Origin of the sequence: Variovorax sp. OK605, assembly GCF_900115445.1 — a bacterium.
In the GTDB taxonomy this organism is placed as follows: Bacteria; Pseudomonadota; Gammaproteobacteria; order Burkholderiales; family Burkholderiaceae_C; genus Variovorax.
The window spans coordinates 402,751-420,974 of record NZ_FOWL01000009.1 but is presented as its reverse complement, the minus strand read 5'-3'; the positions used below and the strand labels follow the sequence as shown (position 1 = coordinate 420,974).

Sequence of the window (18,224 nt, the reverse complement as noted above, 5' to 3'; positions counted from 1 at the left end):
GCACCGCTCACGCACGACAACCTGTACCACACGGTGCTGGGCGTGATGGACGTGACCACGCCCACCTACAAGCCCGCGCTGGACGCGCTGGCCGCTTGCCGAGCCAAGGGTTGAGCAAAGCGCTGGGCCCGGGCCACCTGCTTATAGGCCTATCGGCGGCCTATCGGGCTATGGACAGACCCGCCGCGAACTATCGATGGATTGACAAACACTTTGTGGATGGCAGTCTCTATCCCGTTCTGTTTTCGCCGAGGAGAATGCATGCCGAGCGTCATTCGCAACCTGAATCTCCGGTCGGAATCCCGCGTGGGCAATCTGCTCGCGCTTGTCGCCGGACTGGCCGGCGTCTGCTCATGGCTGATCTACTGGTTCAGCGAATGAGGGGCTGTATGGGCTACGGCCTTGCCAGCGCGGGCCGCGTCTAGCGACGCTCGTCGGCCGCCTTGAGTTCGAGGTACGTCGCGCGATCGATCTCGTGCAGTTGCTTCGGGTACTTCTCGCTGGCGGAGTACCAGGCGTTGCGGCGGCCGGCCGCGTCCGGCGCGGCCAGGAACGCCTCCACCGTGAGGAAGTAGCGCATGGCATTGCGCTCGAGCAGGCCGTGCGTGCCGCGAATGTAGTCGGGCTCGCCATCGGCCGCCTTCGCGATGACGGTGAAGCCGACCTTCGAGCGGCCGAAGGTCGCGAGATAGGCCTGCATGGCCGCGGCGGTCAAGGTGCTCTCGTCGTACGCGTACGAGAAGTGCAGGAAGCTGCGCGTCGCATCGACCGGCACCGCCTCGAACACGATCCGGTAGTTGCCCGTGCCCAAGGGCCCCTGGGCTGCATGGAGCTCCACCGCCAGGTGCTGCGGCGTCGCCTGCGCCACGCGGAAATCGAAGGCCAGCTGAAAGGCGCTGTCGGCCGGGCGGTCGTACTTTCGTACAACGCCCAGCGAGATCACGGGTACTCCGCCCGTACCGCCCGAACCGCCGGTCACGCTGCAGGCGCGGTTGTTGATGTGCAGCAGCAGCGCGCCGCACCACGCCTCGGGCTTGCCGAGCGCGGCGGAAATGGCGGCCAGCGGATGGTCGACGATGGCATACACCTCGCCCTGCAACCCGTTCGCCGTGTCGCTCGCGTGCAGCAGCACCGGGCGCTTCAGCGGCGAGCGGTCCAGCTGTTCGCGCAACACGACCAGCCTGGCGGACAGGTCGTCGGCGCCCGAGGTGCCCGCGGCGGCGTGCGCGGGCGGAACCGCCAGCATCGCGGCAACGCTCAGCGCCATCGCGGCGGCGCCGCGCAAGAGGAAGTGCAAGGCTTGCATGTCTGCGGCAGTGTCGATCGCCGCGACTTAAGACGCACTTAACCCCCGGCATCCACACCGGGCCTGACGATCGCGTGATCGCACGATCGCACGATCACGCGATGGCCTGCATGGAAGCGACGGCAAGGCGCCCGGCGTTAAGGATCCGGTAAGTCGCGGCCAGCCAACATGGCTTTCGCACCGCGACCGTCCACGTTCCCCACCCACTCGCATGACCACCGTCAGTTTCCTCATCGATTTCGCGCTCCACATCGACCGGCATCTCGAAGCGTTCGTGGCGGCCTACGGCCTCTGGGTCCATGCACTGCTGTTCCTGATCGTGTTCGCCGAGACGGGCCTGGTGGTCACGCCCTTCCTGCCGGGCGACTCGCTGCTGTTCATCGTCGGCGCGCTCGCCGCCACCGGCCACATCTCGCTGGCGATCGCGGTGCCCGTGCTCCTGCTGGCGGCCATCCTGGGTGACCAATGCAACTACTCGCTCGGGCGGCACTTCGGTCCGAAGGTGCTGAACGGCAGCATTTCGCGGTGGCTCGACCGCAAGGCCTTCGACCGCGCGAACGCGTTCTACGAACGGCATGGCGGCATCACGGTGGTCTTGGCGCGCTTCATGCCGCTGGTGCGGACCTTCGTGCCTTTCGTGGCCGGCGTGGCGGGCATGGACCGCGGCCGTTTCAGTGCCTTCAACATTGCCGGCGGCATGCTGTGGGTGTTCGCGCTGTGCGCGGCCGGCTACCTGTTCGGCAATCTGCCGCTGGTGCGCGACCACCTCGAGATCATCATCTGGGCGCTGATCCTGGTCCCGGGCGCGATCGCGGTGACCGGCGCCATTCGCTCGTCGCGTTCAACGCCCGGCTGACGCGCCGCCGCCGGCCGGCGGCGTCTGATGCGACGCACGCGCCGGGCGCGCCGGCTGCGCACCGCCACCGTCGAAGCGCACATGCACCGCGAGGCCCACGCCCCCACCGGCGCCGTGCCCGTCATGCAGCGACACGCTCGCGCCGTTGCGCCCGGCCAGCGCCTTGACGATGGCCAACCCGAGCCCGCTGCCCGACGGATCGCCCTCGCGCACGTGCTCGCCGGCGCCGCGGTAGAAGCGGTCGAACACACGCTCCCGCTCGGGCGCCGCAATGCCGGGGCCGTCGTCGCTGACGCACAGCATCGGCGTGCCGTCTTCGGCCACCGACGCGGCGACATCCACGCGGCTGCCGGGCGGCACGTAGTGCAGCGCGTTGCGCACCAGGTTGTTGAGAACCACCTGCAGCTCGTGCGGATCGGCGGCCACGCGCGTCTTCGCGTGGGCCTCGGCGCCCAGGTCGACCTGCCGCAGCGACGCGGTGCGGGCAAAGGCCGACACGGTGTCGAGCACCAGCCGGTCGAGGTCCACCGGTTCGCGCTGCGCGCCTCGCGCCTCGATCGCATCCGGCCCGGCGCGTGACAGCTGCAGCAGCTGCTCGACCAGCCGCTGCAGCCGGTCCATGCCTTCGCGGGCGTCGCGCAGCGTGGCCTCGCGCTCCGACGCATCGTGGGCATGCTCGATCAGGTCGATCTGCAGCCGCACCGCGGTCACCGGCGAGCGCAGCTCGTGCGCCGCATCGGCAATGAACTGCTGCTGCGTGGCAAAGGCGTCGGCCACGCGCTTCATCAGGCCGTTGAACGCGCCCACCAGCGGGCGCAGCTCGCCGGGCATTTCAGCGCCGTCGATCGGCTCGAGCGTGAGCGCGTTGCGCTGCGCGATCTGCGTCGTGGCCTCGCCGAGCGGGGCCAGCCCGCGGCGCAACGCAACCACCAGCAGCGCCGCGATCAGCGACGCCAGCACCAGCAGCGGCACGAGCAGCTTGGAGGCGGCCTCGACCGCCATCTGCTGGCGTGCCGCCGTGCGCTGCGCGGCGAGCACCACGAAGCGCTCGTCGACCACCGTGAAGCCGCGCCACTCGACGCCGTCGAGCATCAGGCGGCGCGCGCCGGGCTCGGCGGAAAAGGGAAATGCGTAGGCACTGTCGGGCCCGTCCACGGCGCGGCCGTCGCGGCGCCAGACGCGCGTGACAAGGTCGCCCTGGTCGGGCGCCGGTTCGCCGCGCGGGCGCGAGGGCGTCACCGCCAGCAGTTGCCCGCTGGTGTGGAAGCGCGCGACCGAGGTGGCGACCTCGCGCAGGTTGTCGTCCAGCACCTCGTTCATCTCGTCGAGCACGAACACGTAGCTCACGAGCACCAGCAGGATCGAGCCGAACGCGAGCGCGCCCAGCGTCCATTGCAGCAGTCCGCGTCTGAGCGAGCGCAAGATCAGTCCGCGACGCGGTAGCCCACGCCGCGCACGTTGACGATGGCCGAGCTGCCCAGCTTCTTGCGCAGGTAGTGCAGGTGCACCTCGACCGCGTTGCTGCCGATCTCCTCGCCCCAGCCGTACATCGACTCCTCGAGCTTCTCCTTCGACAGCACGGCGCCGGGGCGCTGCATCAGCGTTTCGAGCAGCGCGAACTCGCGCGCCGACAGCGACACCGGCGCGCCGGCCTGCGTCACGGTGCGGCGCAGCGGGTCGAGCACCAGTTCGCCGGCCACCAGCTGCGACGACCCGCTGCCCGCGCGGCGGCGGATCAGCGCGCGCGCACGCGCCACCAGTTCGTCCATGTCGAAGGGCTTGACCAGGTAGTCGTCGGCGCCGGCGTTGAGGCCCGCGATGCGCGAGGCGACCGCGTCGCGCGCGGTGGCCACGAGCACCGGCAGGTGGTTGCCCTGGCGCCGCATGCTCTCGAGCAGCGCCATGCCGTCCTTCACGGGCAGCCCCAGGTCGAGGATGGCGAGGTCGTAGACCGCGTCGCGCAGTGCGAGCTCGGCGGCGGCGCCGTCGTGCACCCAGTCGACCGCGAAGCCGGCATTGAGCAGGCCCTGGCGCACGGCCTTGCCGATCATGGGATCGTCCTCGACGAGTAGCAGGCGCATGGGTGTGAAGCCTCAGTCCAGATGCAGGAAGCGCAACGCGGCGCGCTCGCAGGCATCGTAGCGCGACCACAGCGGCCGGCTCCATGTTTCCAGCGCCGGGCGCAGCGCCAGCGCCAGCCCGGCACCCACCGCCGCCACCGGCAGCGCGGCGGCCACGTCGAGCGGAAAGTGCACGCCGAGGTAGACCCGCGCCCAGCCGACCAGCAAGCCCGCCGCCAGCAGCGGAAACACCAGCCACGAACCGCGTGCCGTTCCCAGCACCGCGAACGCGAGGCTCCACAGCAGCGTGACGTGGTCGCTCGGCAGGCCCGGGTCGCCGACATGCGCCAGGTACTGGTGGCCCAGGTGCACCGCGAACGGCCGCGGCGAGGGCCATGCCAGGCCCACGAGTTGCGCGAGGCCGAGCGCCAGCGCGGCGCTCACCGCCACGTGCACGAGGTCGTGCCGCACCGCGCGGGCGCCGCGCGCCCAGAGCGCCAGCCAGGCCACCGGCACGGCCAGCACCAGCCACTGCGCCACGGCGCGCGCGAGCGCCAGCGTGGTCCAGCCGGGTTGCGCGCCGGCGTTGATCAACTCGAAAAGGTGGATGTTGTCGAAGGTCATGCAGGGGCCGCATGTTTGCCGTTCGTCACTTAACGCCGGCTTAAGTCCCGCCAATCCCTGCGCGGCGAAGCACCTTAAGGCTTCGGTAAGTCGCCGGCCCCGAAGCTGCGGGGCAGGACGCACCGACATGACTGCCCCAGCACATTCCCTCTCCCCCTGGCGCGCACCGCGGCTCACAACGCTCTTCAAGCTCTCCACCCTCGGCGCGATCTGTGCGCTGGGTGCGGCGCTCGGCGCCTGCGCCACGTACCACGCCGCGCCGCTGCCCGGCGCGCCTTCGTTCCCCGCGACGGTGCCGCACGCCGCGCTCGACGGCATCGAAGGCGCCCTGCCCGCGCTGGCGCCCCGAGCGTTCGACGCCAGCGACGGGCTCGACTTCGACGAGGTCGCCACGCTCGCGGTGGTCAACAACCCCGAGCTGCGCATCGCTCGCAGCGCGGCCGGCGTGTCGGCCGCGCAGGCCTTCGCGGCCCGGCTGCTGCCCGACCCGCAGGTCAGCCTCACGCGTGATTTTCCCGACGTGACCGGTGCCGGCATCACGAGCGCCTTCGTGGCCGGCGCGAGCTACGCCATCAATGCGCTGATCACGCATGCGGCCACGGTGGATGCCGCCGACGCCGACGTGCGGCAGGCGCGCGGCAACCTGCTGTGGCAGGAGTGGCAGGTGATCGCCCAGGCCCGGCTGCTGTACGTGCGCCTCGATGCCGCGCAGCGGCGGCGCGGCCTGCTCGAGCGCACGCGCACGCTGATGGCCGAGCGCTACCGCCGCACCGGCGAGGCGCTCGCGGCCGGCCTGCTCACGGCCGATGCGGTGGCGCCGCACCTGGCGGCGCTGCAGGACGTCGAGCGCCAGCTGCACGACCTCGAGCGCCAGACCAACCAGGCCGACAGCGACCTGCACGCGCTGCTGGGCCTGTCGCCCGACACCGCCCTGCGCCTGCAGGGCGGCCCGGCCCTGCCTCCGTTCGACACCGAAGCCGTGCGGGCCGGGGCCGACGGCCGGCTCGCGGCGCGCCCCGACATCGCGGCACTGCGCGAGGGCTATGCCGCGCAGGACGCCCGCCTGCGCGTGGCGCTGCTCGGCCAGTTCCCCGCGCTCACGCTCGGCGTGCAGCGCTCGCGCGACACCAGCAACAGCTACACGCGCGGCTTCGGCATCACGCTGGGCCTGCCGGTGTTCAACGGCAACCGAGGCGAGATCGCCGTGCAGAACGCCACGCGCGACAAGCTGCGCGCCGAGTACCAGCAGCGCCTGAATGCCGGCGTGAGCGACATCGCGCGCGTCACGGCCGAGCAGGCGATCAGCCTGCGCCAGCTCGCCGGCATCGACGCGGCCATCGTGCAGCTCGAAGCCAGCGCGCAGCGCGTGCACGCCGCATGGCAGGCGGGCAACGCCGACGCGCTCGCCCTTGCGAGCGCGCAGGCCGCGCTGCTGGCCAAACAGGGCGAACGCATCGACGCCATGCAGGCCCTCCAGGAGCAGCGCGTCGGCCTGCTCACCCTCACCGGCGGCTACGACGCCGCCCTCAAGGAACACGCATGAAGTCCCATCGAATCTCCCTCCAGCTCACGGCCGTTGCCGCCGTGGTGGCCGCCGCTCTGCTGGCGTGCGGCACGGTGCTGATGTTCAAGGCCGGCGCCGCGAACAAGACCACCGCCGCCCCGCCCGCGCAGGACGTGGTGGCCAGCATCGCGTCGGTTGCCGCCGTGCGCACCCGCGTGCCGGTCAGCGTGACGGCCTGGGGCGACGTGGCGCCGGCGCAGTCCGAGTCGATGAGCCTGCCGCGCGCGGGCCAGCTCGTGGCCTTGCCGGTGGTGGTGGGCCAGCGCATGCGCAAGGGCGCGGTGCTGGCCCGCGTGGCCGGCGACCCGGCCTCGGAGACCGCCTACCTGAACGCGCAGAGCGCATGGAAGCTCGCACAGGGCGAGAGCCAGCGCGTGCAGGCGCTCTTCAAGCTGCAGCTGGCCACCGTGTCGCAGGTCGAGGCGGCCCGCAAGACCGAGCAGGACGCGCAGGCCGCGCTCGATGCGTTGCGCAAGACCGGCGCCGGTGCCGGCGAATCGGCCGTGACGGCACCGTTCGATGGCGTGGTGACGGCGCTCAACGCGGCGCTCGGCGACCGGCTCGCGGCCAACGCGCCGATCCTGCAGCTCGGGCGTGTCGACACGCTGCGCGTCAACCTCGGCATCGAGCCGGCGCGCCGCGCGGCGGTGCACGTGGGCGACCCCGTGAGCCTGACGGCGCTGCCGTCGCAGCCGGCCGGCGACGGCGCGACCGGCGCGACCGGCGCGGCGGCATCGGCGGTATCGGCGGTCTCGCCCCCCCCAGCATCGGCCGTGGGCAGTGTCGCGAGCCTGCAGGACCTGGTCGATCCGAAGACGCAGCTGGTCAATGTCGTGGTGCAGGTGCCGGCCGCGTCGGCCGGTGCGCTGGTGCTCGGCATGCGGGTGCAGGCCGGCATCTCGACCGGCAGCGTCGACGGCTGGCTGGTGCCGCGGCTCGCGGTGCTCAACGACAGCCAGGGCGACTATGTGTACCAGGTGCGCGACGGCGCGGCGCACCGCGTGGGCGTGCAGCCGCGCGCCGAGGTGCACGGGCAGGTCGCCGTCGACGGCGCGATCGATGCCGCGCTGCCCGTGGTGTCGCTCGGCAACTACGAGCTCAAGGAAGGCATGAAGGTCCGGGAGGGCGCCAGGTGAAGGCGGCGGCATGGCTGTCCGCGCATCGCCGTTCCGTGCTGTTCCTGGTGGCGCTGCTCGCGCTGGCCGGCGCGCTGGCCGCGTTCAGGCTGCCGGTGTCGCTGTTTCCGACGGTGCAGTTTCCGCGCGTGTCGCTGTCGCTGGACGCCGGCGACCAGCCCGCGAGCCAGATGGAACTGCAGGTGACGCGCCCGGTCGAGGAGGCGGTGCGCAGCATCGCCGGCGTGACCAACGTGCGCTCGACCACCAGCCGCGGCAGCGCCGAGGTGTCCGTGAGCTTCGACTGGGGCACCGACATGGTGGCCGCCACGCTGCAGGTGAATGCGGCGGTGGCGCAGATCCAGTCGCAGCTGCCGCCCGGCACGCGCGTCGCGGCGCGCCGCATGGACCCGACGGTGTTTCCCATCATTGCCTACAGCCTGACCTCCAAGAGCCTGTCGCCGACCGCGCTGCGTGACCTCGCGAGCTACCAGCTGCGGCCGCTGCTTTCGGGCATCGCGGGCGTGGCCACGGTGCAGGTGCAGGGCGGCGCGTCGGAAGAGGTGCGCGTCACCGCCGATCCGCGCCGGCTGCAGGCCTACGGCCTGTCGATGGACGACCTGTCGAAAGCGCTCGCGGCGGGCAACTCGCTGAGCGCCACCGGCCGCCTGGAGGACCACTACAAGCTCTACCTGGTGCTGGCCGACACACGGCTGGCCGGCGTGGACGACGTGCGCCAGACCGTGGTGGCCAACGGCACCAACGGCGTGGTGCGCATCGGCGACGTGGCCGGCGTGGCGCGCTCGACCACGCCCGAGTGGCTGCGCGTGACGGCCGACGGCCGCGATGCGGTGCTGCTGTCGATCCGCCAGCAGCCGGGCAGCAACAGCGTGCAGATCGCCGCCGACGTGAAGGCCGCGCTGGACGGCTTCGCGCCGCAGTTGCCCAAGGACGTGCGCGTGGCCAACTGGTACGACCAGAGCGAACTGGTGACGGCCTCGGCCAGCAGCGTGCGCGACGCGATCCTGATCGGCGTGGTGCTCGCCGCGCTGGTGCTGGTGGTGTTCCTGCGCAACCTGCGCGTGACCGCCATCGCCGTGCTGGTGGTGCCGGCCGTACTGGCCATCACCATCGTCGTGCTGCAGCTGCTGGGCATGAGCTTCAACATCATGACGCTGGGCGGCATGGCCGCGGCCGTGGGGCTGGTGATCGACGACGCGATCGTGATGATCGAGCACATCGAGCGCCGGCTGGCCGAGGCGAGCCGGGAGGGTGCAGGCACGCGCCTGGGCGTGGTCGACGCCGCGATGGAGTTCCTGCGCCCGCTGGCGGGCTCGAGCGCGGCCACGCTGGTGATCTTCGCGCCGCTGGCGTTTCTCTCGGGCGTGACGGGTGCGTTCTTCAAGGCGCTGTCGCTCACCATGGCGTCGGCGCTGGCCATCTCGTTCCTCGTCACCTGGCTGGCGGTGCCGCTGCTCGCGCACTTCCTGCTCGGCAGGCAGCACAGGCCCGCGCCGGACGACCGCGCCACGCGCTGGTTCAAGCTGCGCTACCGCCACTGGCTGCTGCGCTGCATCGCGCGGCCCTGGGTGCTGGTGGTGTGCGTGGCGCTGCTGCTCGGCGCGGGCGGGTTCGCGTTCCGGCAGGTCGGCACGGGCTTCATGCCGTCGATGGACGAAGGCGGCTTCATCCTCGACTACCGCACGCCGCCGGGCACCGCCCTGTCGGAGACCGACCGGCTGCTGCGGCAGGTCGAGACCATCGTGCGCGACACGCCCGAGGTCGACACCTACTCGCGCCGCACCGCCACCGGCCTGGGCGGCGGCCTCAGCGAGACCAACCAGGGCGACTTCTTCATCCGGCTGAAGTCCGGCAAGCGGCGCCCGGTGCAGGAGGTCATGCAGGACGTGCGCAACCGCGTCGAGCACCAGGTGCCGGGCGTGAACGTCGAGCTCGCGCAGCTCATGGAAGACCTGATCGGCGACCTGACGGCGGTGCCGCAGCCGGTCGAGGTGAAGCTGTTCGCGGCCGACCCGAAGCTGCTGCCCGGCGCGGCCGAGCAGGTGGCGCGGCGCATCGGCAAGGTGCCCGGGCTGGTCGAGGTGCGCTCGGGCATCAACCCGGCCGGCGATGCCATCGCGGTGCATGTGAACCGGGTGGCCGCGGCGGTGGAAGGGCTCGACCCCGACCAGGTGACGCGCGCGCTGCAGACGGCGCTGGCGGGCTCGGTCGCCACGTCTTATGCGCAGGAGACCAAGATCGTCGGCGTGCGCGTCTGGACGCCGGCGGGCAGCCGCGCGACGCAGGCGCAGCTCGACGACCTGCCGCTGCGCGCGCCCGACGGCCACCTGGTGCCGTTGCGCCGGATCGCCACCTTCGAGACGTTGAGCGGGCAGCCGCAGATCACGCGCGAAAACCTCAAGTCGATGATCGCCGTCACGGGCCGCATCGAAGGCCGGGACCTCGGCTCGGTGGTGCAGGACGTCAAGCAGGCGCTGGCGGCCAACGGCGCATTGCCGCGGGGGGTCTACTACGAGCTCGGCGGCCTCTACCAGCAGCAGCAGATCGCGTTCAAGGGCCTGATGACGGTGTTTGCGGCCGCGGTGGCGCTGGTGTTCCTGCTGCTGCTGTTCCTGTACGAGAGCTTCGCCGTGGCGGTGTCGATCCTGTGCACCTCGCTGCTGTCGGTGTCGGCGGTCTTCATCGGGCTGTGGCTCACGGGCATCGAGCTCAACATCTCGGCCATGATGGGAATGACCATGATCATCGGCATCGCGACCGAGGTGGCGGTGTTCTATTTCTCGGAGCAGCGGCAGCGCCACCGCGCGGGCCGCGACCTGCGCCGCAGCCTGGTGGGCGCCGGCCAGTTCCGCGCGCGGCCGATTGCCATGACCACGCTCGCGGCCATCCTCACGCTGCTGCCGCTGGCGCTGGCCATCGGCGCGGGCTCCGAGATGCAGCAGCCGCTGGCCGTCGCGATCATCTCGGGGCTGGTGGTGCAGCTGCCGCTGGTGCTGTTCTTCATGCCGACGCTGTACGCGTGGATCGAGCGGGCGCGCGATGCGCGCACGCGTTCACGGCTTGCCGCAGGGGCTGTGGCCGGCCATCCGGCGTAGCAACCGGCGGCCGGGGGCGCGGTCAGGGGCCGAGCGCAAGCACGTAGCCCCCGCCGCGCACCGTGTGGATCAGCTTCAGTGCGAACGGACCGTCCAGCTTCTGGCGCAGCCTGAGGATGCCGACCGTGACCATGTTGTCGCGCTCCTGGGCATTCGATCCCCACACGGCCCTGATGAGCTCGGCGCGCGACAGCACCTGGCCCTTGTGCGCCATCAGCACGTCCAGCAGCTCGAACAAGGTGGCGCTGAGGCCGAGATCCACACCTTGGCGGAACGCCTTGCCGCGCTCCCGGTCGACCGCCAGGTCGGCCAGCCGCAGGAGGCCCGCCTCCGGCTCGTGGCCGCGAGATGCCAGCGCCCACGCGCGCGCCAGCAGGTCGGCGGGCGCACAGGGCTTGACCAGGTACTCGGTCGCCCCCAGCGCCAGTCCTTCGAGACGATCGGCCAGCGGGTCTCGCTGCGTCAGCACGAGCAACGGGGCGGCGGTGCATCGGCGGACCGCACCTATCACTGCATGAACCGCCGCATGGATCTCCTCAGGTTGGCCCGCGTCGAGAACAACCAGCGCATACGGCTTGCCGGCGCGGAGCCATGCGCCGGCACTGCGCGTGTCGGCCTCGTCGACGGCGAAGCCGGCCCTTGCGAGCATGGCGCCGAGCGTGTCGCGCAGCCCGTGCCCGGGTCCGAGGAGCAGGACGTTCACGGGCGGGCTCCCTTTGCCGTCGTGGACCGGCCCTGCGGGTGGGGGAATGCCGAAGCCGGCACATCCCGCGCATCCTGCAAATTGGGCGCGTTCGGACCCGTGCGGGCTTGCCGGTGCGCGCAACCGTCGATGAGGAAGACGCCGATCACCAGCGCGATCACCGCGGCGTGGGCGGCTGCAAAACTCGAGAGGTATTTCATTGTTCTCGTTCGGTCGGTGGGCTGAAGGCCGGTGCGCGCTGGTGCGCGCTGGTGCGCGCTGGTGTGCGTCGGTGCGCGTCGGTGCGCGTTGGTGCGGTTCAGTCGAGCGCGACGACGCGATCGCCCGCACCGGGCAGGCAGCCGTCGGAGACGGGTTCCCACCCTCGGTGCAGCACGATCTGCCTGCCGTCGTGGCACAGCTCGACGCGTTCGCTCAGCGGGTGTCGTTCGCGCACGAAGGCTTCGACGGCCGAGGGCAGGCTCACGCGCAGCTTCAGGGCGTAGATGTCTTCCTGCGGGTGGTCGTCCAGATGCAGCAGCGGCACGAAGCTCGACGCGAAGACGAGCGCATGCGAGCCGACATCGACCGCCGCTGGCTTGTAGGGCGCGTCGCGCAACCATTGCTGGGCGCGCCGTCGCAGGCCGTCACCGTCGGGCAGGCCGCCCCACGCCACGGCGAGCAGCTCCATCACCCACTGATTGCAGTTCTGGTAGCGCAGGCTGAAGGGATAGGCGTTGGCGCTGTAGCGCGCGGCCAGCAGGTGCACGGCACGCGGCGTGTCGAGCGCCGCGCCCCGCAGTGCCTGTGCCGCTTCGGGCGGCAGGGCCACGATGGAGACGTAGCCCAGCGCGGCGTCATCGATGCCCATGACGAAACCGGCCAGGCCCTGGTCGTAGAGGCGCGGGTGCCCCTCGTCGCAGGCGTAGTAGAGCTGCCGCGCGGACCAGATGCCGCCCTCTCTGCCGCCCTCTGCCTTCCACGCGATGGCGGCGTGCGAGTAGCGGATGCCAAAGCGCGAGAGGTCCAGGCCGGAGCGGCTGATCAGCACGGCGTCGCTGCCCGTGGCCGAGAGCGCGTCCTGCACGGCGGCGGTGAAGCGCAGCAGGCGATCCTGCTGGCTTGCGCTGAGCGGTACCGCGCGATCGCAGAACTGCGAGGAGGCGGCCGCGTGCACAACGCACCCCGCGAAGGCAAGGGCAGCGGCGAGCCCCGGCAACGCCAGCCGGCGCTGGCGGCTCAAAGGCCCACGGGACGGGCGGCGAGCCCCCCGTACCAGTCGTCGGCCAGCACGAGGTAGAACGCCTCGCGCGTGTCGCCGCGTGCGAAGGCGGTGCCGTAGGCGCGCTGTTGCGTGCGCACGAGGTCGCCCGGGCCCAGGGCCTCTTTGGCGAAGGTGGCCTGCGGCAGTTCGAGCACGATGCGGCGTTGCGCGTCGTCGCTTTGCATCGCGACACGCGCGAAGCCCGCGCGACCGGCGGCCTGCGCGACCTCGGTGATGCGGTAGTCGCCGTCGGCCACCTTGTCGCCGTCGAACGAGCTCCTGCTCGAACCGCGCAGCGACGCGGACACGCTGCCGCTGGACGCGGAGCCGGCACTGGAAGCCACGGAAGAGGTGAAGCTGTCGGCCTGGGCCTGGAAGGCCGTGGCGAACACGGCCGCGAAGCCTGCAAGGCGGAAGAAATTGAGAGGGGTCACTGGAATGCTCCGGCTGTGTAGGTGGGACGGGGATGGGTCATTTCGCGTGGAAGATGCCGAGCCCCGGCCAGCGGGCCCGTGCCAGCACGCAGCGCAGCCTGATGCAGGCCCTGCGCAGCCGCCGCCGCAGCAACACCGCCAGCGCGTGGCCCGGTGCCTCGGCGGCTTGGGTCATTGCAGGTAGGCGACCAGCTGGTCGGCGCCGTTTTCGATGCCGACCATGGAGGCGCTCCGAGCCCCGATGCCGGCCTTGAGATTCCATGCGCCGGGGTACTGCTTGGCGACATAGGCACCCAGCAGTTCGTTGCTCGCGGCGTCGTAGATCTCCACCGCGAAGCTGACCGAACCCGTCATCGCGCCCTCCCTGCCGCGGATCGCCTGCACGGCGTTGTAGGGGCCGCCCATGAGATCGAAGCGCGAGAAGGTGCTGAGGAACGCCGTGTTCATCCTGGCGCCGGTGAGCGTCAGCTTGATCCGCACGGCGTTGGCGCCCCTGCCGGGGGCATTGCGAAAGCGCGCGTTCAGCTTGTCGGTGAACTGGCTCTGCATGGCGCGCGCGAGGAACACCTTGTCGTCTTCCGGCACGTCGCCGAACTGCGCGTCGCCGCCGCGGTAGATCGCGACCGGATCGAGCACGAAGGCCGAGTACCGCCGCCAGTCGATGTTCGTCTTGTATTCGAAGGGAATGCGACCGGAGTCGTCATGCTGGCTGGGCCGCAACTGGGGTGCGGAGGCAATGCCCGCATACGGAACCGGCTGTGTGCTGGCACACGCCGTCAGGCCCAGACAAACCGCCAGGGTGATGGCCGTGGAGCCACCGGAAAGAGCACGCATCGCGTTTCCTCACATCGAAAAAATGGTGAATGAACAAGGCAGCGGGAACGCCGTCCCGGCCTTGCGCAGCGACTGTTCGGTTTTATAACCGTACAGTACGGTTTATTATTGAGATGGATTCGAGCGATGTCAAGAAAACTGTACATTCGGGTATTCTTTTGAGGGATGCCATGAAGGTCAGGACAGAAGCGCGGCGCACCGCCATCCTCGAAGCGGCGGTGGCGCTGTTCAAGGAGCTGGGCTACGAGCGCACGTCGATGAACGAGCTCGCCAAGCGCCTGGGCGGCTCGAAGGCCACGCTGTACGGGTACTTCGCCTCCAAGGAGGAGCTCTTCGCCGCGGTCGTCCAGACCGTGGCCACCTCGCACCTGGCCGAGGCCGCGGTCGAACTGCAGGAGGTGACCGAGAACGCCACGCTCGAGTCGCAGCTCATGCGGTTCGGCAAGCGGATGCTGTTCGTGCTGACCAACGACGCCGACGCGCTGGCGGTCTACCGCATGGTCATCGCCGAAGCGGGGCACTCCGACGTGGGGCTGCAGTTCCACGAGTCGGGCCCCGCCGAGTACCTGCGGACCCTTGCGGGCTTCATGGAATCAGCGATGCAGCGCGGCGAACTGCGGACCTTGGACCCGCAGGTGGCCGCGCAGCAGTTCACGGCATTGGTGACGGCGGAGACCCAGTTGCGGCTGTACCAGTCCAACCCCGCGCCGGTGGCGCTCAAGCAGATCCACGCGATGGTGCAGCGCGCGGTCGATATGTTCCTTGCCGGGGCGGCGGCGCGTTAGTGCTTTTTGCGCAATGGCGCAGTGGCGCAGTGGCGCACTGTTGCGCCCCACCCGCAATCCGCTAGAACAACCCCTGCTGTGAAGTCGTCAACGCCATGAAGCTCTCTCCCATGGGCTGCAGGATGGCGTCGGCGATCGGCTGGAGCTGCTTGGTCAGGTAGTGCTCGTAGTCGATGCGGGAACGGCGCGTTTCCAGCGGCTCCGGCCCGTTGCGGGTCATGACGTAGTGGATCCATCCGCCGTTCTGATACTGCCTGGGCCGGTTGACCTGGTCGTTGTATTCGTCGGCGATGCGTGCCGCGCGCACCTGCGGCGGCACGTTGACCAGGTAGGCATCGAGGCGGTGGCGCAGGCGCTTGCGGTAGATGAGCAGCTCGTCCTTCTGCCCGGCCAGCGTCGACTGCGCATAGTCGGTCACGAACGCCCTGTAGGGCTCGCCCTGGAAGATGCGCGACAGCAGGCCCTCCTGGAACTGCCGCGCCAGCGGGGTCCAGTCGCTGCGCGCCATCTCCAGGCCGCGGTAGACCATTTCTTCCTTGCCCGAGGCATCCGCGCTCAGGCCGGCGTAGCGCTTCTTGCTGCCCACGTCCGAGCCGCGGATGGTGGGCATGAAGAACTTCCTGTAGTGGGTGTCGAACTCGATCTCCAGGAAGTTCTCCAGCCCCTGCGTTTCACGCAGCGTGCGCGTCCACCAGTGGTTGATGTCGCTCGCCAGGCTCGCCGCGACGGCATGCGCTTCCTCGTTGGTGTGGGTGCGCCTGAGCCAGATGAAGATGGAGTCGGTGTCGCCGTAGATGGCCTCGTAGCCGCGCTTCTCCACGAACTCGCGGGTGAGCTTCATCATCTCGTGCCCGCGCAGGGTGACGGCGGACACCAGCTTGGGGTTGAAGAAGCGGCACTCGGACGCGCCCAGCACGCCGGCGAAGGAGTTCATGAGCAGCTTCAAGGCCTGCGACAGCGGTTCGTTCCTGGCCCGCTTGGCCTCGTCCCGAGCGCGCCACAGCGTGGTCACGATTTCAGGCAGGCAGTGCTTCTCGCGCGAGAAGAGGGTCCCGCCCGGGCCCTTGACCAGCATGGCCGTCTCGCCGGCGTTCGCGCTCTCCACGAGGCCCACGGGGTCGACGAGAAAGGTCCGGATGATCGAGGGGTAGAGGCTCTTGTAGTCGAGCACCACCACGGAGTCGTAGAACCCGGGTTTCGAGTCCATCACGTACCCGCCGGGGTAGGCCTTGCTCGCGATCTCTCCGACGTTGGGCGCCACGTAGCCCAGGCGGTGCATGCGCGGCAGGTAGTGGTGGCTGAACGCGGCAATGGAGCCGCCGAAGTGGTCGGCCTGCAGGCCCGTGGTGTAGGCCCGCTCCACCACGAACTGCAGCAGCTTCGCCTTGTCGAAGATGCGCAGCACCAGCTCGCAGTCGCGGATGTTGTAGAGCGCGAGCGCGGGCTTGTCCTGCTGGTAGCGCCGCTCGATCTCCGCCATCTTGTCGTACTCGTCGCCGATGGCCTTGCCCTCGCCCAGCAGCGCTTGCGAGACGGTCTCCAGGCTGAACGAAGGAAAGCTCCACACCGCGGCCTTGAGCGCGTCGATGCCGTCGATGATCACGCGCCCGGGCATGGGCGCGAACAGGTAGCCCTGCTTGCCCGGATGGGTGCGCCACGCGATGGGCCGGCGCTCGCGCCCCAGCAGGAGCTTCGCCCCGCAGTCGTCGGCTGTCTTCTGGAGCACGCGCAGGTCGAACTGGATGACGTTCCAGCCGATGAGAACGTCGGGGTCGTTCCTTTCGAACCAGTCGTTGAGTGCCTCGATCATGGCCTTGCGGGTGGGGCAATAGACGAGCGAGAAGTCCAGGGGCTCACGGGCTTCAGATGGCGGCTCGCCCAGCATGAAGACCACGCGCTCCGGCATGCCGTCCAGCGCGATGGAATAGAGCGCCTCGTGCTGGCTGGTCTCGATGTCCAGCGACACCACCTTCAGCACCGGCCGGAATTCGGCGGCGGGCTTGAGCCTGCAGTCGACGAGGGTGCCGCGGTCTGCCCTGCCGCCTTCGACCCGCACGCCGGCGGTGATGAAGCGCTCCATCAGGTGGCGGTCGTGCGGCCGCACGTCGGCTTCGAGCAGCGGAATGCCCTGCGGCTGGAGGGCGCGCGCCAAGCGGCCGAGCTGGCGGAAGTGCGTCGCATAGATGCCGATGACGGGCTCCTGCTGGAAGCTCTTGAGTTCGAGCTCGCGCAGCTGCAGCCCCGGCATGCTGCCGAGTTGCGCCTGCACCGCCGCCCGGTGCCGGCTTGCGACGAATGCGACGGCGGTCTGCGAGGTCAGGACCACCTTCCTCGGCCCCGCATCGGTTGCCAGCCAGTATTCGATTTCGGTCCCGGCCGGCGCGTCGCGCCAGTGGCGGGTGAGGATGAAGCCCTCGAATTCGGTGGGTGTCACGAGCGCTGGGGGAACCGGGTGATGCAGGAGGGCGGGCTGGGGACCGCCGATTTTCGCTGACGAACACCGAACGAGCCACACGGCGCCGATCCCCTTTTGTCGATGGTCGTCCGGCGTTCGCGGACCGGGTGCCGGCACCAAGCCTAAAACAATCCCGTCAGGGATAACCCTGGTCGATAACCCGATGTTATTGGCACGGCCCGCATTGGTATTGGATCGATCGGCGCTGCGTTCGTAGCATCCGGGCCCATGAATGCGCCCCTGGTCATCCCCGACATCGCGCCGCCGGTGAGCGGCAGCACCCTTCTCTTTCCGGTCGTCGGCAACCCGGTGTCGCAGGTCAAGGCGCCGCTGGCGTTCAACGCGCTGTTCCGCCGCGCGGGCATCGACGCGCTGGTGGTGCCGCTGGAGCTGCCGCCCGAATCGGTGGTCGAGACCTGCCGCGGCCTGCTGGCCTCCGGCAGCATCGGCGGGCTGCTGGTGACGGTGCCGTACAAGAAGACGCTGTTCGAGCTGGTCGCGCAGCCCGGGGAATCGGCGCGGCTGGTGGGCGCGGTGAACGCGATCCGGCGCGGCGCAGGCGCCGCAGGCGAGACCGGCGGCACGCTGCAGGGCGACCTGTTCGACGGCGTCGGCTTTCTCGCGGGGCTGCGCGCCGCCGGGCACGAGCCTTCGGGCCGCAAGGTGCTGGTGGTGGGCGCGGGCGGTGCGGGTTCCGCGGTGGCCGCGGCGCTGCTGTCGGCCGGCGTCGCGTGGCTGGGCATCTTTGACGTGAACGCCGCGCTGGCCGGCGCACTGGCCGCGCAGCTGCAGCAGCACTTCAGCGCCAGCGAGGTGGTGGCGCTGCGCACCCCGTCGCACATTGCCTGCGACATCGCCGTGAACGCCACGCCGCTCGGCATGAAGGCCGGCGACCCGCTGCCCTTCGACCCGGCCTCGCTCGCCGGCGGCACGCTGGTGGCCGACGTGATCATGCAGCCGGCCGAAACACCGCTGCTGCAGCGCGCGGCACAGCGCGGCCTGCGCGTGCACCCGGGGCGGCCGATGCTCGACCACCAGCTGCCGGCCTACCTCGACTTCTTCGGCCTTCCGCGGGCCGCGCGCATGGCGCAGGCCTGGCTGCGCGAGAACCATTCCAACCCTTGACGGA

Annotated in this window: 17 protein-coding genes; 6 read left to right on the top strand and 11 right to left on the bottom strand. The window is 70.4% G+C overall.

The features are described from left to right. Positions 1-421 precede the first annotated feature (421 nt). The gene (locus tag BM013_RS24895) at positions 422-1,306 is read right to left on the bottom strand and encodes a hypothetical protein (RefSeq protein ID WP_256221662.1); all 885 of its coding nucleotides are present in this window, start codon (positions 1,304-1,306) and stop codon (positions 422-424) included. Between the two features lie 211 nt (positions 1,307-1,517). On the opposite strand from BM013_RS24895, the gene BM013_RS24890 reads away from it, so the two are divergent. Next, positions 1,518-2,162 carry a DedA family protein gene (locus BM013_RS24890; RefSeq protein ID WP_093130314.1) on the top strand — a complete coding sequence of 215 codons (645 nt, stop codon included), beginning with the start codon at positions 1,518-1,520 and terminating at the stop codon, positions 2,160-2,162. On the opposite strand, the gene BM013_RS24885 is transcribed toward BM013_RS24890, so the two are convergent. From BM013_RS24885 to BM013_RS41310, 3 genes are read right to left on the bottom strand one after another with little or no spacing between them, the layout of a single operon-like run. Continuing rightward, the gene (locus BM013_RS24885; protein WP_093130313.1) at positions 2,148-3,584 is read right to left on the bottom strand and encodes an ATP-binding protein; all 1,437 of its coding nucleotides are present in this window, start codon (positions 3,582-3,584) and stop codon (positions 2,148-2,150) included. The genes BM013_RS24890 and BM013_RS24885 overlap by 15 nt on opposite strands. 2 nt (positions 3,585-3,586) lie before the next feature. Next, positions 3,587-4,243 (bottom strand): response regulator transcription factor, encoded by a 657-nt coding sequence (locus BM013_RS24880; RefSeq protein WP_093130312.1) that lies wholly within the window; start codon positions 4,241-4,243, stop codon positions 3,587-3,589. Positions 4,244-4,255: 12 nt separating this feature from the next. After that, positions 4,256-4,846: a phosphatase PAP2 family protein gene (locus BM013_RS41310; RefSeq protein WP_177225557.1), complete on the bottom strand. Its 591-nt coding sequence runs from the start codon at positions 4,844-4,846 to the stop codon at positions 4,256-4,258. Positions 4,847-4,973: 127 nt separating this feature from the next. Between BM013_RS41310 and BM013_RS24870 the strand changes: the two genes are divergently transcribed. The 3 genes from BM013_RS24870 to BM013_RS24860 are packed head-to-tail and all read left to right on the top strand — an operon-like array spanning position 4,974 to position 10,641. Next, the gene (locus tag BM013_RS24870; RefSeq protein ID WP_177225556.1) at positions 4,974-6,389 is read left to right on the top strand and encodes a TolC family protein; all 1,416 of its coding nucleotides are present in this window, start codon (positions 4,974-4,976) and stop codon (positions 6,387-6,389) included. Next, positions 6,386-7,546, top strand: coding sequence for an efflux RND transporter periplasmic adaptor subunit (locus tag BM013_RS24865; RefSeq protein WP_093130310.1), 1,161 nt, complete (start codon positions 6,386-6,388; stop codon positions 7,544-7,546). Before BM013_RS24870 ends, BM013_RS24865 begins: the two co-directional genes overlap by 4 nt. Beyond that, on the top strand, positions 7,543-10,641 hold the full coding sequence (locus BM013_RS24860) for an efflux RND transporter permease subunit (RefSeq protein ID WP_093130309.1): 3,099 nt from the start codon (positions 7,543-7,545) through the stop codon (positions 10,639-10,641). The genes BM013_RS24865 and BM013_RS24860 overlap by 4 nt, the downstream gene beginning before the upstream one ends. Positions 10,642-10,663: 22 nt before the next feature. Here BM013_RS24860 and BM013_RS24855 read toward each other — a convergent pair whose 3' ends face one another. From BM013_RS24855 to BM013_RS24835, 6 genes are all read right to left on the bottom strand, one after another. Then, positions 10,664-11,344 carry a winged helix-turn-helix domain-containing protein gene (locus BM013_RS24855; protein WP_093130308.1) on the bottom strand — a complete coding sequence of 227 codons (681 nt, stop codon included), beginning with the start codon at positions 11,342-11,344 and terminating at the stop codon, positions 10,664-10,666. Next, positions 11,341-11,544, bottom strand: coding sequence for a hypothetical protein (locus BM013_RS24850; RefSeq protein ID WP_093130307.1), 204 nt, complete (start codon positions 11,542-11,544; stop codon positions 11,341-11,343). Before BM013_RS24850 ends, BM013_RS24855 begins: the two co-directional genes overlap by 4 nt. A 98-nt stretch (positions 11,545-11,642) precedes the next feature. Continuing rightward, positions 11,643-12,566 carry a DUF2145 domain-containing protein gene (locus BM013_RS24845; protein ID WP_093130306.1) on the bottom strand — a complete coding sequence of 308 codons (924 nt, stop codon included), beginning with the start codon at positions 12,564-12,566 and terminating at the stop codon, positions 11,643-11,645. Then, positions 12,563-13,021 (bottom strand): hypothetical protein, encoded by a 459-nt coding sequence (locus BM013_RS24840; RefSeq protein ID WP_093130305.1) that lies wholly within the window; start codon positions 13,019-13,021, stop codon positions 12,563-12,565. The genes BM013_RS24845 and BM013_RS24840 overlap by 4 nt, the downstream gene beginning before the upstream one ends. Before the next feature lie 37 nt (positions 13,022-13,058). After that, positions 13,059-13,196: a hypothetical protein gene (locus tag BM013_RS41305; protein WP_177206682.1), complete on the bottom strand. Its 138-nt coding sequence runs from the start codon at positions 13,194-13,196 to the stop codon at positions 13,059-13,061. Continuing rightward, entirely contained in the window at positions 13,193-13,855 is a 663-nt protein-coding gene (locus tag BM013_RS24835; RefSeq protein ID WP_093130304.1) for a DUF3313 domain-containing protein, read from the bottom strand. The genes BM013_RS41305 and BM013_RS24835 overlap by 4 nt, the downstream gene beginning before the upstream one ends. A 170-nt stretch (positions 13,856-14,025) precedes the next feature. Here BM013_RS24835 and BM013_RS24830 point away from each other — a divergent pair, with 170 nt between their 5' ends. Further along, positions 14,026-14,640: a TetR/AcrR family transcriptional regulator gene (locus BM013_RS24830; protein WP_093130303.1), complete on the top strand. Its 615-nt coding sequence runs from the start codon at positions 14,026-14,028 to the stop codon at positions 14,638-14,640. Between the two features lie 61 nt (positions 14,641-14,701). Here BM013_RS24830 and BM013_RS24825 read toward each other — a convergent pair whose 3' ends face one another. Beyond that, positions 14,702-17,074: a DNA polymerase II gene (locus tag BM013_RS24825; protein ID WP_093130302.1), complete on the bottom strand. Its 2,373-nt coding sequence runs from the start codon at positions 17,072-17,074 to the stop codon at positions 14,702-14,704. A 249-nt stretch (positions 17,075-17,323) separates the two neighbouring features. Between BM013_RS24825 and BM013_RS24820 the strand changes: the two genes are divergently transcribed. Further along, positions 17,324-18,220, top strand: a complete 897-nt coding sequence (locus tag BM013_RS24820; protein ID WP_093130301.1) for a shikimate dehydrogenase family protein — start codon at positions 17,324-17,326, stop codon at positions 18,218-18,220. Positions 18,221-18,224 lie beyond the last annotated feature (4 nt).